Source organism: Streptosporangium sp. NPDC049046, from assembly GCF_040649155.1.
Classification (GTDB): domain Bacteria; phylum Actinomycetota; class Actinomycetes; order Streptosporangiales; family Streptosporangiaceae; genus Streptosporangium.
In genome coordinates this window covers 145,781-159,237 of the sequence record NZ_JBEZEZ010000004.1, presented here as the reverse complement: position 1 = coordinate 159,237, position 13,457 = coordinate 145,781, and the positions used below count along the sequence as shown (strand labels likewise).

The 13,457-nt window shown below is 72.2% G+C and carries 13 protein-coding genes; 4 read left to right on the top strand and 9 right to left on the bottom strand.

What is annotated here, in order from left to right:
* Together AB0B96_RS07105 and AB0B96_RS07100 are read left to right on the top strand one after the other, a co-directional pair.
* Nucleotides 1–1,242 (top strand): RNA-guided endonuclease TnpB family protein, encoded by a 1,242-nt coding sequence (locus AB0B96_RS07105; RefSeq protein WP_362896999.1) that lies wholly within the window; start codon nucleotides 1–3, stop codon nucleotides 1,240–1,242.
* A 298-nt stretch (nucleotides 1,243–1,540) separates the two neighbouring features.
* Complete coding sequence (locus tag AB0B96_RS07100) at nucleotides 1,541–1,687, top strand: hypothetical protein (RefSeq protein WP_362896998.1); 147 nt, start codon at nucleotides 1,541–1,543, stop codon at nucleotides 1,685–1,687.
* A gap of 144 nt (nucleotides 1,688–1,831) precedes the next feature.
* Here the strand turns inward: AB0B96_RS07100 and menC are convergent, their stop codons facing one another.
* From menC to AB0B96_RS07060, 8 genes are all read right to left on the bottom strand, one after another.
* Nucleotides 1,832–2,932, bottom strand: coding sequence for an o-succinylbenzoate synthase (gene menC / locus AB0B96_RS07095; protein ID WP_362896997.1), 1,101 nt, complete (start codon nucleotides 2,930–2,932; stop codon nucleotides 1,832–1,834).
* Between the two features lie 239 nt (nucleotides 2,933–3,171).
* On the bottom strand, nucleotides 3,172–3,954 hold the full coding sequence (locus tag AB0B96_RS07090; protein ID WP_362896996.1) for a GNAT family N-acetyltransferase: 783 nt from the start codon (nucleotides 3,952–3,954) through the stop codon (nucleotides 3,172–3,174).
* Nucleotides 3,951–5,165, bottom strand: a complete 1,215-nt coding sequence (locus AB0B96_RS07085) for a M20 family metallopeptidase (protein WP_362896995.1) — start codon at nucleotides 5,163–5,165, stop codon at nucleotides 3,951–3,953. The genes AB0B96_RS07090 and AB0B96_RS07085 overlap by 4 nt, the downstream gene beginning before the upstream one ends.
* Nucleotides 5,162–5,488 (bottom strand): membrane dipeptidase, encoded by a 327-nt coding sequence (locus tag AB0B96_RS07080; protein WP_362896994.1) that lies wholly within the window; start codon nucleotides 5,486–5,488, stop codon nucleotides 5,162–5,164. Before AB0B96_RS07080 ends, AB0B96_RS07085 begins: the two co-directional genes overlap by 4 nt.
* 159 nt (nucleotides 5,489–5,647) lie before the next feature.
* The gene (gene cydC, locus AB0B96_RS07075) at nucleotides 5,648–7,414 is read right to left on the bottom strand and encodes a thiol reductant ABC exporter subunit CydC (protein WP_362896993.1); all 1,767 of its coding nucleotides are present in this window, start codon (nucleotides 7,412–7,414) and stop codon (nucleotides 5,648–5,650) included.
* Entirely contained in the window at nucleotides 7,411–9,207 is a 1,797-nt protein-coding gene (gene cydD / locus AB0B96_RS07070) for a thiol reductant ABC exporter subunit CydD (protein ID WP_362896992.1), read from the bottom strand. Before cydD ends, cydC begins: the two co-directional genes overlap by 4 nt.
* A gap of 16 nt (nucleotides 9,208–9,223) precedes the next feature.
* The gene (locus AB0B96_RS07065) at nucleotides 9,224–9,994 is read right to left on the bottom strand and encodes a cytochrome d ubiquinol oxidase subunit II (RefSeq protein WP_362896991.1); all 771 of its coding nucleotides are present in this window, start codon (nucleotides 9,992–9,994) and stop codon (nucleotides 9,224–9,226) included.
* An 11-nt stretch (nucleotides 9,995–10,005) separates the two neighbouring features.
* A complete protein-coding gene (locus tag AB0B96_RS07060; RefSeq protein WP_362896990.1) occupies nucleotides 10,006–11,190 on the bottom strand; it encodes a cytochrome ubiquinol oxidase subunit I in 1,185 nt (394 codons plus the stop codon).
* A gap of 166 nt (nucleotides 11,191–11,356) precedes the next feature.
* Between AB0B96_RS07060 and AB0B96_RS07055 the strand changes: the two genes are divergently transcribed.
* Nucleotides 11,357–11,686: a helix-turn-helix transcriptional regulator gene (locus AB0B96_RS07055; RefSeq protein WP_329083327.1), complete on the top strand. Its 330-nt coding sequence runs from the start codon at nucleotides 11,357–11,359 to the stop codon at nucleotides 11,684–11,686.
* Between the two features lie 19 nt (nucleotides 11,687–11,705).
* Here the strand turns inward: AB0B96_RS07055 and AB0B96_RS07050 are convergent, their stop codons facing one another.
* A complete protein-coding gene (locus tag AB0B96_RS07050; protein ID WP_362896989.1) occupies nucleotides 11,706–12,392 on the bottom strand; it encodes a permease prefix domain 1-containing protein in 687 nt (228 codons plus the stop codon).
* A 166-nt stretch (nucleotides 12,393–12,558) separates the two neighbouring features.
* On the opposite strand from AB0B96_RS07050, the gene AB0B96_RS07045 reads away from it, so the two are divergent.
* Nucleotides 12,559–13,395 carry an alpha/beta hydrolase gene (locus AB0B96_RS07045; protein WP_362896988.1) on the top strand — a complete coding sequence of 279 codons (837 nt, stop codon included), beginning with the start codon at nucleotides 12,559–12,561 and terminating at the stop codon, nucleotides 13,393–13,395.
* The last annotated feature ends 62 nt before the right edge of the window (nucleotides 13,396–13,457 follow it).

Sequence of the window (13,457 nt, the reverse complement as noted above, 5' to 3'; positions counted from 1 at the left end):
GTGCAGCTTCGTTACCGTTACCGGCTCTACCCGGACGCCGCTCAGTGTCAGGCGCTGGCGCGGGCGTTCGGGTGCGCGCGGGTGGTGTTCAACGACGGGCTGCGCGCCCGCCAGGACGCCCACCGGGCAGGTTTGGCCTACCTGGGCGACGCGGAGCTGTCCCGGCGTCTGACCGCCGCGAAGGCGACGCCGCAGCGGGCATGGCTGGGCGAGGTTTCCAGCGTGGTTCTTCAGCAGGCGCTGGCCGATCTGAACACCGCGTACCGCAACTTCTTCGCCTCGATCACCGGTAAGCGCCAGGGGCCCAAGGTCGGCTTGCCCCGGTTCCGGTCGCGCAAGGACAACCGCCAGGCGATCCGGTTCACCCGCAATGCCCGGTTCGCGGTCACGGCGGGCGGGAGGTTGCGCCTGCCGAAGATCGGCGAGGTGGTGGTGCGCTGGTCGCGTTCGCTGCCCGCCGAGCCCTCGTCGGTGACGGTGATCAAGGACGCGGCCGGGCGGTACTTCGCCTCGTTCGCGGTCGAGACCACTGAGGAGCCGCTGCCCGAGACGGCGTCCGAGGTCGGCGTCGACCTGGGGCTCACCCACTTCGCGGTACTGTCCGACGGCCGGAAGATCGACAACCCTCGATTCCTGCGGCGCGCGGCGAAGAAGCTCCGCAAGGCGCAGAAAGCCCTCGGCCGTAAGGCGAAGGGGTCGAACAACCGCGCCAAGGCCGTCGTCAAGGTCGCCCGCGCGCATGCCCGGGTGACCGATGCGCGCCGGGACTTCGCCCACAAGCTCTCCACCCAGTTGATCGGTGACAACCAAGCGATCTACGTGGAGGACCTGTCGGTGAAGGGCCTGGCCCGCACCCGGCTGGCCAAGAGTGTCCATGACGCGGGCTGGTCGGCCTTCGTCGGGATGCTGGAGTACAAGGCGAAACGCTACGGCCGCACCTTCGCCAAGATCGACCGATGGTTCCCCTCCTCCAAGATGTGTTCACAGTGCGGCACCGTCGCCACCGCCCTACCGCTGAACGTCCGATCGTGGATGTGCCCGTGCGGGGCGGTCCATGACCGTGACGTCAACGCCGCACGCAACATCCTGGCCGAGGGCCGACGGACCGTCGCCGCTGGACGGAAACCCGCCGCCGGGAGGCGGCGGGAGGCGGAGACGTTAAACGCCTGTGGAGGTGACGTAAGACCACCGCTCGCGGTGGCGGATGCCGATGAAGCAGGAAGCCACAGAGGTGCCGCATGACACGGCATGGACTGAATCCCCGGCCCTTCAGGCCGGAGAGCGCGTCAACGGTTGAAGCGACTCGTCGAGATCAGTGGCCTGGATCTGGCCGATTCCGACGCAGGCCCACCGTGGTGCTCCAGATGCGGCTCTTCGGGCTATAGCACGATGTATCCCGGTCTTTTCGTGACAGAGGACGAAGAAGGAGCGCCGGGAAAAGGCAACTGTGGGGCATCACCCCACCTCTCTTGAGTCCCGATGAGAAAAGCAGGAGCGGTGGCCGTACTCGGCGCCCCTGTTCATCTCGCACAACCTCGCCGTGGTCCGGTACGTCTCCGACATCGTCGCGGTGATGCACCGGGGCAGGCTGGTCGAGATGGGGGCGACCGAGGACGTGGTGGGGTCGCCCAGGGACGACTACACCCGGTCCCTGCCTGAGGCGGTGCCCCGCCTCAGGCGCGGCTGAGAGAGGCCGGTCCTCCGCCTCTCCCGTTCCGGACGGGCGAGGCCGAAGACCGGCCGCGCCGTGGAAGGCGACGAGAAGGGGGAACCGGCCGCGGCGCTCGCCACGACCGGCTCCACCTGGGTTCTCGCCGAGGTGGGGAACGCTTCAGACGGTGATCCATTCGGTGGAGACGGTGACCTCGTCCAGGATCGCGGGGACGGGGGCGACACCGATGCCGGGCCCGGTGGGGACCTCCAGATGCCCTTCGTCCAGCTCGAAGGGGGCGGTGATGTCGGTGGCGTAGTAGCGGCGCGAGGCGGAGGTGTCGCCGGGCAGCGTGAAGCCGGGCATCGCGGCGAGGGCGAGGTTGGCCGCGCGGCCGATCCCGGTCTCCAGCATGCCGCCGCACCACAGGGCGACGCCGTGGGCGCGGGCGAGGTCGTGGATGCGTCGCGCCTCGAGGTAGCCGCCGACGCGGCCGGGCTTGACGTTGATGATCGAGCAGGCGCCCAGGGTGATGGCGGCGGCCGCGTGCTCGGCCGACTCGATGGACTCGTCCAGGCAGACGGGAGTGGTGATCTTCGTGGCGAGCCGGGCGTGCTGGACCATGTCGTCGTTCGCGAGGGGCTGCTCGATGAGCAGCAGGTTCAGGGGGTCGAGTTTGGCCAGGTGGGGGGCGTCGGCGAGGGTGTAGGCGGCGTTGGCGTCGACCTGCAGGAGAAGGTCGTCGCCGAAGCGTTCGCGGACGGCGCGGACGGGGGCGAGGTCCCAGCCCGGTTCGATCTTCAGTTTGATCCGGGCGTAGCCCTCGTCGAGGTAGCCGGCGACGGCGTCGAGGAGCCGGGGGACGGAGTCCATGATGCCGACCGACACTCCGCAGGGCACACGGTCGGCCTCCGCGCCGAGGAAGGAGGCGAAGGACTCGCCGGAGGTGCGGAGCCCGGCGTCCAGGACGGCGGTCTCCAGGGCCGCCTTGGCCATGCGATGGCCCTTGAAAGGGCGCAGGGCGCGGTTCACGCCGTGGGCGTCGACGTGGGCGGGCAGGGCGGGGATGAGGAAACGGCGCAGGACGTCGGCGGCGCCGTCGACGTATTCGGAGGAGTAGAGCGGGTCGGACATGGCCACGCACTCGCCCCAGCCCTCGGCGTCGGGGGTGACGACGCGCAGCAGCAGGACGTCGCGTTCGGTCTCGGTGCCGAACGAGGTGCGGAAGGGGGCGACCAGCGGCATTTTGATCCGCCGCAGTTCGATTCCAGTGATCTTCATGACGATGTGCGGCCTCCGCCGCGTCTCCCTCCTCTAGCGCCGCCGGTCAGGCGACCCGTTCCACGATTGTCGCGCGGCTCGCGCCGCGTCCTTCTCCGCGCGCCCCGCCGGACGTCTCCGGAGCCTCCGCCGCGAGCCTCGCAGATCGGGACACTCAGCGGCGCAGCTCCACCGGGTGGCGGCCCTCGCGATGAACCCGGTCAGCTCCACGAGGCAATCGCCCTTGGTGGTGAACCCGGTCACCCGGGCGCCCTTTCCACGAGGTAGTCGCCCTTGGTGGTGAACCCGGTCACCCGGGCGCCTTCTCCCATCAGTGAGCCGAGCACGTCGCGCACGGCGTGGCGCCATGACTTGGCCGCGCCGGGATCGGTGCGGCGCAGCGCCTCGATGTCGGCCGGTATCGCGACCAGCAGCGCCCGGGCGTCGGTCCTTCCCGGGACCGGTCGGCCGTCGCGTTCGGCCAGTGCGGTCACCACGTCCGACGGGATCTTCGGCCGGTGCGGCTCGCCCCGTACGGCGGCGAGCACCTGCGGCTCGGCCAGCCGCCAGACGGTGAGCATCCGGTCGGACTCGTCGCCCGCGTTGATCGCGTCCTCCATCACGCCGTAGAAGGACGGCAGGTACTCCTCGGGACGGGCACCGAGCTTGACCAGGTTGAAGTGGGCGTTGCGGCGCACCAGCGGATCGTAGGTCCAGGTGATGCGATCCAGGCCCCGGTCGAGTGCCCAGCGGCGCTGGTGCGACTTGAGCGCGAATCCGATGCCGCGCCCGACGGCGGCGCCGGTGACGTGCGAGTGCAGCACCTGCCCGGCCGGGGCGGCGAGGAAGCCGACCGAGGCGCCCACCAGCCGATCGCCCTGGTAGGCGCCGGTGACGTAGTTGCCCGCGTGTGACAGCGCCCGCATCAGCTCGACGGTGATGGGCTCCCCGCCGGGATCGGGGTGCCAGATGCCGTCGAACAGCCGGAAGACCTCCTCCATCTCCTCGATGGAGCGCAGCTCGCGCAGTATCACGCCGTTCATCCGAGCGTCGCCCGGAGCAGGCCGGCCAGCAGCGCCGTACGGCCGGGCATCTCGGCCACGACCACGTGCTCACCGTCGGCGTGGGCGCCGCCGCCCACCGCGCCCAGCCCGTCGAGGGTGGGACAGCCGGCTCCGGCGGTGTAGTTGCCGTCGGAGGCTCCGCCCACTCCGACACCGATGAGCGGGGCGAGCCCGAGGCCGTCGGCGATCCGCTGGGCGACGGCGAACAGTCCGGCCGACGAGGCCTCCTCCAGGGGAGGGCGGTTCGGGCCGCCCGTCACCTCCAGCCGGGTCCCGGCGAGCCGGGGGGACAGTGCCCTCATCAGCTCGTCCACCCGCTCCTGCGCGGCGAGTGTGGGCACCCGCACGTCCACCGACAGGCGGGCCAGCGCGGGCACGGTGTTGACCGTGGTCCCCGCCGACAGCACCGTGGGCGTGACGGTGGTCCGGCCCAGGCCGCCGGGCCCGCCGGATGGCGTCCCCGGTGCCGTGGAGCCCGGCCGCGGATCGTGGAGCAGGGGCAGCCCGCGCGTCGCGGCGGGCGACGTCTCCGCCGTCGTCACGGCATGGGGAGCACCGTTCACCCGGTCGGCGATCCCGGTGACGGCGAGGATCTGGTGGGCCAGCTCGATCCCCGCGTTCACCCCCTTCTCCGGTTCCAGGCCGGCGTGCGAGGCCGTTCCGCGCACCACGAGCTCGTAGAGCGACGTTCCCTTGCGTGCCGTCTTGAGCGCTCCGCCGTCGGCGCTCGCCTCCAGCACGAACGCGGCCGCGAGGCCGCGTGCCGACTCCTCGATCAGCGCGCGTGAGGACGGTGAACCGACCTCCTCGTCGCCGGTGACCAGCACGCACACCCCGTCCGGCGAGGGCAGCGCGGCGAGTGCGTGAAACGCCTGCACCAGCCCGGCCTTCATGTCGAACACCCCGGGGCCCCGGGCGATCCCGCCGCTCACCGACCAGGGGCGCTCGGCGAGCGTCCCGAGCGGCCAGACCGTGTCGTGGTGGCCGACCAGCAGGACCCGAGGTGTGCCGAAGGTCCACCGCAGGTGGGTGACCCCGTCGATCACGATCGTCTCGGCGCGTGCGCCGAGCCTCCTGAACCCCTGGTCGGCGACCACCCGGGCGCTACGGGCAACCGCCTCGTGGTCGGCGGAGAACGACTCGCACGCGACGAGCTCCTCCAGGTCCTCGAGCATGACGTCCAGGTTCATCGTGCTCGTCCCAGTTCGGCGCGGAACAGCCGGTGTACGTTGCCGCCGATGATCTTCGTGATCTCCTCGTCGGCGAAGCCGTGCTTGAGCAGGGCGTCGGTGACCAGGGGCAGCCCGCTGGTGCCCGACAGTCCCGACAGTCCCGGCAGGGCCGCGAAGGGATCGGCGCCGTAGTCCTGCTCGCAGCACGGGGGAGTCACGTTCCGCAGCGCCTCGCGCACGAAGAACGACGCCCAGCGGTCCGGCGGACGCGCGGTGACCGCCATCAGCAGATCATTGTGGGTGTCCGCGACGACGGCGCGGTGGTGGAGCTCAACGGACACGGGCCAGCCCTCCTGCGTGGTTACCGCGACGGTACGACAGGTTGAGGGAGATGTAATTCGTCTGGTTTTCCTAAGAGTGGTGAATTGTTCGTCCAATCGGCCAAGATCACTTGTTTCGCTCCGGCCGGAGAGGAGAAACGGGCGGCGGGTGGGCAGGCGTCACCGGCCGGCGGTGAGCGCCTCCGAGCGCCACAGGTCACGGTAGTAGCCGGGAGAGGAGACCAGCTCCCGGTGGGTGCCCCGCTGCGTCACCGACCCGTTCTCCAGTACGACGATCTCGTCCACCCGCTCCAGCCCGCGCAGCCGGTGCGTGACGAGCAGCGTCGTGTGGCCGTGGGTGGCGTCCAGGAGGTCGGCCATGAGCGCGTCCGCCGTCGTCTCGTCCAGGGCCTCGGCGGGCTCGTCGAGCAGCAGCACCGGCGGGTCGTGCAGCAGCGCCCGCGCCAGCGCCAGCCGCTGCAACTGGCCACCGGACACCGTACGCCCGTCCTCTCCGAGCGTCGCGTCCCAGCCGGTGCGCTCCACCCACCGGTCCAGGCGTGCCCGCCGCACCGCCTCGGCCAGCTCCTCCTCGCCGGCCTCCGGGCCCGCGAGCCGCAGGTTGTCCCTCAGCGAGGTCTGGAACACGTACGGATCCTGCGTCAGCCCGGTCATCACCCGCCGCACGTCGTCGGAGGCGAGCTCCCGGACGTCCACCCCGCCAACCTTGATCGTCCCCGACTCGGGTTCGACCAGGCGCATCAGGGCCGACAGCAGGCTGCTCTTGCCGGCACCGCTGGGGCCGACCAGGGCGACGCGCCTGCCGGGGGTGAGGGTGAGGCTGACGCCGTCCAGGGCGGGGGCGAGGCCGGTGTCGTGCCGGACCACCAGGTTCTCGATCTCGACGGTCGGAGGCCCGCCGGGGACAGGGAGCGGGACGGACGGCTCGGTCACCGCCGGAGGGGTCGCGCCCACCTCCCGCAGGCGGCGCAGGGCGGCGAGCACCCCGGTCAGCCGCTCCCCGGCCGCGGCCATCGGCAGTACCGGCTCGAAGGACACCAGCGAGACCAGCGCGAGCACCGCGGTGGTCACCGAACCCGCCCCCGAGCTTCCCGCCAGCAGCACGACGGCCGTCACGGTCAGTCCCTGGGTGAGCATGCCCAGGGCCGAGGCCACCGCGTTCGCCCGCGCCTGCCTGCGCTCCAGCGCCGCCAGCCGGGCGTCGGTCTCGGCGGCGGCGGCGAGTGCCCGCTCGTCCGCCCCGTAGGCGGCGAGGTCTGCGGCCCCGTGCACCAGATCGGCGACCCGGGTGGCCAGGTCGGCCCGTGCCGGGGCGATCCGCGCCGACCAGCGCCGCGCGGCGGCGGCCGTGCCCGCCGGGATCAGCACCCCGGCCACCAGCAGCCCGGCGAGGAGCGCCAATGCCGCCACCGGGAGCAGGAACAGGCCGATCACCACCGCGGCCACGCCGGTGACCAGCGCCGCCAGCGCCGGCAGCAGGCAGCGTACGAGCAGGTCCTGTACCGCGTCGGTGTCGTCGACCATGCGGCTGAGCAGGTCGGCCCCCCGCTGCTTCGGCGATCCTGTGGGGATGAGCGCCCGGTAGAGCCGCTCCCTGGTCGTCGCCTGGGCCCGCAGCGCCACGTCGTGACCGGCCAGCCGCTCCCCGTAGCGGAAGACGCCCTTGGTCGTCGCGAACGCCCTGACCCCGACGATCGCCACGCTCAGCGCCGCGAGCGGCGGCTGCTCGGCGGCCCTGGTGATAAGCCACGCGGCGGACCCGATCAGCCCGAGCCCGGCCAGCTCGGCCGCCGCCCCCGCAGCCGCGGCGAGGGCGAGCCGCCCGCCGGACCGGCCCACCGGTCGTCCGCCCGCCCGGTCCACCGGTCGCGCCTCCGTCCGCTCCCCGTCCGTCCGGCCCGTCGGGATCTGGCTGACATCGGTCACGGAGAGACCTCCTCTCGTGTCCCCGCCGGAGGTCTCTCCCCGGCCACCACCCGGCCGTCGGCGATCCGGATCACCCGGTCGGCCAGGTCGATCATCGCGGGCCGGTGGGCGACGATCACGGCGGTGCGGCCTTCGGCGAGCTCGCGGGTCGCGTTCACGACCGCGCCCTCGCTGCGGCCGTCGAGCCGCGCGGTCGGCTCGTCCAGCAGGAGCAGGTCGGCCTCCGGGCGGCAGAACGCGCGGGCGAGCGCGACCCGCTGCCGCTGCCCGGCCGACAGGTTCGTCCCGCGCTCGCCGAGCACCGTGTGGTAGCCCTCGGGCAGCGCCAGGATGAACTCCTCCGCCTGCGCGGCCCGCGCCGCGACCCCGACCTCCTCGATCGTCGCACCGGGGGCACCGAGCCTGATGTTGTCGGCCACCGAGGTGGCGAAGAGGTGCGGGCGCTGGGGGACGAACGCCAGGCGCGCCCGCCAGGAGTCGTGGTCGCCGATCTCGGCGCCGTCGACGAGCACCCGGCCCTCGGTGGGGGTGACGAAGCCGAGCAGCAGGTGGAGCAGGGTGCTCTTGCCCGCACCGCTCTCGCCGACCAGGGCCACCCGCTCGCCGGGGGCGATCACCAGCGACACGTCCCGCAGCGCGGCCTCCTCGCGGTCGGGGTAGCGCACCGTGACATGCTCCAGCCGGATCTCCGGCGCCCTCCCCGCTGCGGACTCCGCCTCCGGCGGGGATTCCTCCGCCGGACGCGTTCCCGCCCGCCCGCCGCGCGCGGGCCCCACCGCCGTGACCGCCGTGACCGCCGTGACCGCCGTGACCGCCGAGACCGCCGTGGCTCCCGCGGCCCCCGTCGCCCTCGGGGCTCCCGCCTCGCCGTCGAGGACGGCGAACGCCTCGTCGGCGGCGGCGACGCCCTCCATCGCCGCGTGGAACCTGCCGCCCATGGTGCGCAGCGGCAGGTACGCCTCCGGGGCCAGGAGCAGGACCAGCAGCGCGGTCGACAGGTCCAGGGAGCCGGAAAGCAGCCGCAGGCCCACCGGGACGGCGACCAGGGCGAGCGACAGGGACGCGGCCAGCTCAAGGACGAGCGAGGACAGGAACGCCACCCGCAGCGTGCGCATCGTCGCGGCCCGGTGGGCGTCGGCCACCCGCCGGATCACCTCGGCCTGGTAGCGGGCCCTGCCGAAGGCCCGCAGCGTGGGAAGGCCCCTGACCACGTCCAGGAAGTGCCCGCCGAGGCGGGACAGGGCCTTCCACTGGCGCTCCGTCACGGCCTTGGTGTGCATGCCGACCAGTGCCCCGAAGATCGGGATGAGCGGCAGCGTGACCAGTACGATCACCGCACTGGCCAGGTCGGCGGTGAACAGCCGGACGAGCACCGCGATCGGCACGACACCCGCGACCGCCACCGCCGGCAGGTAGCCCGACAGGTAGGGGTCGAGGGCGTCCAGGCCCCGGCCGGTCAGGGTCACCAGTTCGCCCGAGCGCTGCGAGGCGGGCCTGACGGGACCCAGATCCCGCAGCCGCGCCAGCAGGCGGTGTCGCAGGGCGGACTTCACCCCGGTGGTCATGCGCCCGGCGGCGATCCCCTGCCCCAGGGTGAGCAGCGCCCGGATGCCGGCGACGAGCGCCAGCAGGATCAGGGCCGGGGCCGTGAACCGTCCGGACAGCACCCCGGCGAGCAGCTCCGCCTGGACGAGGACGAGCAGCCCGGTCAGGACGGCGGCGGCCAGGCACAGGGCCAGGTGGCGGCGGACGGCCCGCTCGCCCAGTGCCAGCCGTACAAGATCCTTGTGCATGCCAACCCTAGAGAGCTCAGAAGAACGAGGGAACCCGATCGGAGGCGGCGCGCCCGGGACCGAACGTCCGCCATACCCATACTTGCGCAGCCACCATGACCGGTGCGAAGGGCAGAATCATGACACTCAACACACTCAGCGTCCCGGCGGGCGCGGTGCGGTCGAGCAGCCAGGGGGCGAGTACGGCGAGCAGCACCGCGACGGGCGCCGCGGCGGCGCACGCGGAGAGCAGGAGCGCCCGTCCGGTGCGGCGCGCGCCGGTCACCTGTCCGGGCAGCCGCCACGAGGCGAACGTCCAGCCGTGGAAGGCGAGCAGCGCGGCGACCACCAGCCCGCCGACCAGTCCCGGCAGGCTGATCGGGGACCCCGTCAGGCCGCCGGCCACCGCGACCAGGGCCATGCCCCAGCTCAGCGCGAGACCGTACGAGCCGGCGACGATCGCCCAGTCCCAGGTCGTCCGCCACGCGCCCCCGTCGGCGCGGCGGCGGAACCAGAGCCCGGCGTCGCGCACGATCCACGACACCAGCAGGGAGACCACCAGCGGGTAGAGGCCGAACAGCACGTCTCCCTCGATCGAGGGGAAGACGCCGAACAGCACGCCCGCCACGGCCACCAGCCACACCTCGTTGGCCAGGACGAACGGCGCCATGGCGGCGACGATCTCGTCCCGGTCCCTCCTCGTCCTGCCGAGTACGGGCAACAGCATGCCCAGGCCGATGTCGAAGCCCTCCAGGGCGAAGTAGCCGATCAGCAGGAGGGCGAACACGCCGAGCCAGAGGATGTCCACGGTCTGTCTCCCTAGTGGCTGAGCGCGTGCGCGCGCTCGGTGGGGTCGGCCGGTGCGTCCGCGCCGAGGGTGGTGGCGGCGGGTCCGCGCCGTACGGTGCGGGCGATCAGCACGTAGTCGATCACCGCGAGCAGGGCGAGCACGCCGCCGAAGGCGATGAGCGAGACGCTGACCATCTGGGAGGTGAGGCCGGGGGACATGGCGTCGGCGACGGTCAGCCTGCCGTTGATCATCCAGGGCTGCCTGCCGGACTCCCGCGCCAGCCAGCCCAGGATCGCCGCCACGAACGGCAGCGGGGTGATCGCGATCAGCAGGGGGTGTGCCCAGCGCCAGCGCGGCAGCCAGTACACGGTCGGCGCCAGCACCAGCATGACGAAGAACTGGAGCAGTTGGCCGATCGCGATCATGAGGCCGAGCGCCCATGCGGCCAGGCCCCCGTCGTCGAACTTGTCCGGCTGGAACAGGGAGAGCGGGCCGAACTGGGCGTAGCCGAAGCCGACCGTGATCAGCGAGCCGACGAGGGAGGTGATCACTCCGGTGCGGAGCGAGCTCGTGAAGAACTCCCGCTCGGCGGTGCGCCGGAACAGCTGGTACGCGCTCGCACCCATCAGCACGAAACCGCCGGTCCACAGGCCCGCGCCGAGCACGTGCGGCAGCGCCATGGTGAGCGTCGGGTTGGTGAGCAGCGCGCCGAAGTCGGTCAGGACGAGGTGGCCGTCCCCTTCCACGGCTCCCGCCGGGTTCTGCAGGAACGAGTTGGCCACCATGATCCAGAAGGCGGAGGCGTAGGCGGTCAGCGTCACCACCCAGATGCACGCCACGTGGAGCCATTTCGGTAGCCGGTGCCAGCCGAAGATCCACAGCCCCAGGAAGGTGGACTCCAGGAAGAAGGCGCCGAGTGTCTCGATCGCGAGCGGCGCGCCGAAGACGTCCCCGGCGTAGTGCGACAGGCCGCTCCAGTTCATGCCGAACTGGAACTCCATCACCAGTCCGGTGAGGATGCCGAGCGCGTAGTTGATCACGTAGATCTGGCCCCAGAAGCGGGTCGCCCTTTCGTGGACCGGCTTTCCGGTGACGGCGTAGCGGGTGTGCATGATCGCGATCAGGGGGGCCAGGCCCAGGGTCAGCACGACGAACAGGAAGTGGAGGCTTCCTGTCACGGCGAACTGCGTCCGGGCCAGGTCGAGCACGTCCACGGTCTCACCTCCATTGTTATGTCTGTCTACCTATAGGCATGCTACATGTAGAACGCCTACATGTAGCATGCCTATACGAGAGGTAGGCTGACGACGTGAGCCAGCGAAGTGAACGAACCGCCGGGTGCGGTGAGACGGGATCCGCCCGGTGGGCGGAGGCGACCGGATGAACACCGACGCGCTCCGCGGTCACATGGACGCCCTGCTGCTCTCCGTGCTGGAGCACGAGCCGCTGCACGGTTACGCGATCATCGAGGCGCTCCAGGCGCGCAGCGGCGGCGCGCTGAACGTGCCGACGGGCACGGTCTACCCGGCGCTGCGGCGGCTGGAGCAGGCCGGATACCTGGCCAGTGAGTGGGCCACGGTGGGCGGGCGCAAGCGGCGCACCTACCGGCTCACCTCCTCGGGGCGTACGGCCCTCGCCGGCGAGCGCTCCGCCTGGCGGGAGTTCGCCGGGGTGATCGGCAGCGTCCTGGAACCGCGCACCACCCGCTGACGCCCTCCCGAGCCGGCTCTCAGGCGGTCACGGGGACGGGGCCGCGCCGGGTGACACTCAGGCAGCGGGAGGCGCAGTACAGCTGCGTGAGCCAGAACACGTAGCTCATCAGCGACGCGACGATCCCCGGCGGATAGTCGCCGAACCCGGCCGAGCCGCGTGAGCCGAACATCAGCGCCCCGCACAGCACGAGCATGACCGGCAGCATGGCCCAGACGAACACGGCCAGGGCCCGGGTGACGAGCCGGGGCCGCCTGATCCTGCGCAGCCCTCTGCCCAGCGCGAACAGTGCGACCCCGCCGATCACGCCGGTGAGCATCTGGAGCAGGTCCACGCCACGGGCGACCGGGACGAACCAGTCAGGCATGGTCTCGTACGCCGGGGCGGCGGGAAAGATCTTCCAGATCACGCTCCACATGACCGTGGTGAGCGGCACGGTGACGAACAGCAGGGCCGCGAGCCTCCGGCCCGCCGAGTTGGACAGCTCCTCCTGGTAGCCGGGCGCGATCTCGCGGATCGTCCCGAACTCCTCGACCGCGGCCCGCTCGGCCTCCTCACGCCTCAGGCCCTCGCCCTCCAGTGCCTCGGCGGTGTCGAGCAGGCTGTCGCGCGCCTCGGCGATCATGTCGAGCTTCGGTCTCCGAGGACCCCTGAGAGTGCGGCTGAGCCCGGTCACGTAATCCTCGATGACCCCGGTGCCTGCCATGTGCTCTCCAGTCGCCCGATTTCCATCCAGGGTACGCGTCTCCCATCCTGGTCTCCCGTCCGGAACCCGCGCATCGGGGAGGCCCCTGAGAAGACCCCGAGGCGGCCCACGCCCACCTGCGAATACGCTCGAACCCAGCGGCACCGGTGGGAGGGAGGGGCTCGTCGTGAGGATCAAGGATCTTGAGGTGCGTGAGGGCACGCTGGCGGGCGGCCTGCCGTACTACGCCCTCGGCGATGGCGCGCCGCTCGTCGTGCTGCGCTGGTTCACCCCCGCCCACGCCAACCCGACCGGACTGGCGCGCGGCCTGGAACTGCGGGTGCTGGCCCCGCTGGCCCGCCACTTCCGGCTGTACGCCGTCGGCCGTGCTCCCGGCATGGCCGAGGGAACCACCATGGCCGACATCGCCGCCCGGCACGCCGATGCCCTGCACGCGCGGTTCGGCGGACCCGTCGACGTGATGGGCCTGTCGTCGGGAGGTTCGGTGGCGCTGCAAATGGCGGCCGACCGTCCGGACGCGGTCCGCACGCTGGTCGTGGCGGGGGCGGCCTGCAGGCTCACGCCACGCGTCCGACGGCTCCAGCGCCGTTACACCGAGGCGGTCGCCGCCGGGCGGCGCGGCCTGCAGCACCAGGCGGTCACGGCCGCCGCCTCGCCCGCGGGACAGGCCCTCGCCGGGGCGCTGCTGTGGCTGCTGGACCCGCTGGCGCGCCCCGACGACCCTCGCGACATGCTCGCCTTCGCCCGCGCCGAGGAGAGGTTCGATCTGACCGGCCGTCTCGCCGACGTCGCCGCCCCCACCCTGGTCATCGGCGGTGAGAGAGATCTGGACTACCCGGTCGAACTCTTCAGGCGGACCGCCGAGGGGGTCCGTGACGGCCGCCTGATCACCTATCCGGGCCTCGGCCACCTGGGAGCCTTCCGCAGCGGGCGGTTCGCGGAGGACGTCACGGCCTTCCTGACGGGAGCCGATCCGGGTGAGAGCCCCCGAACGACCTGCTGACCGTCACGGCTCCCCGCCCTTTCCCGCTCCCGGGTCCGCACGGCCGGACCCCGGTGGGCCGT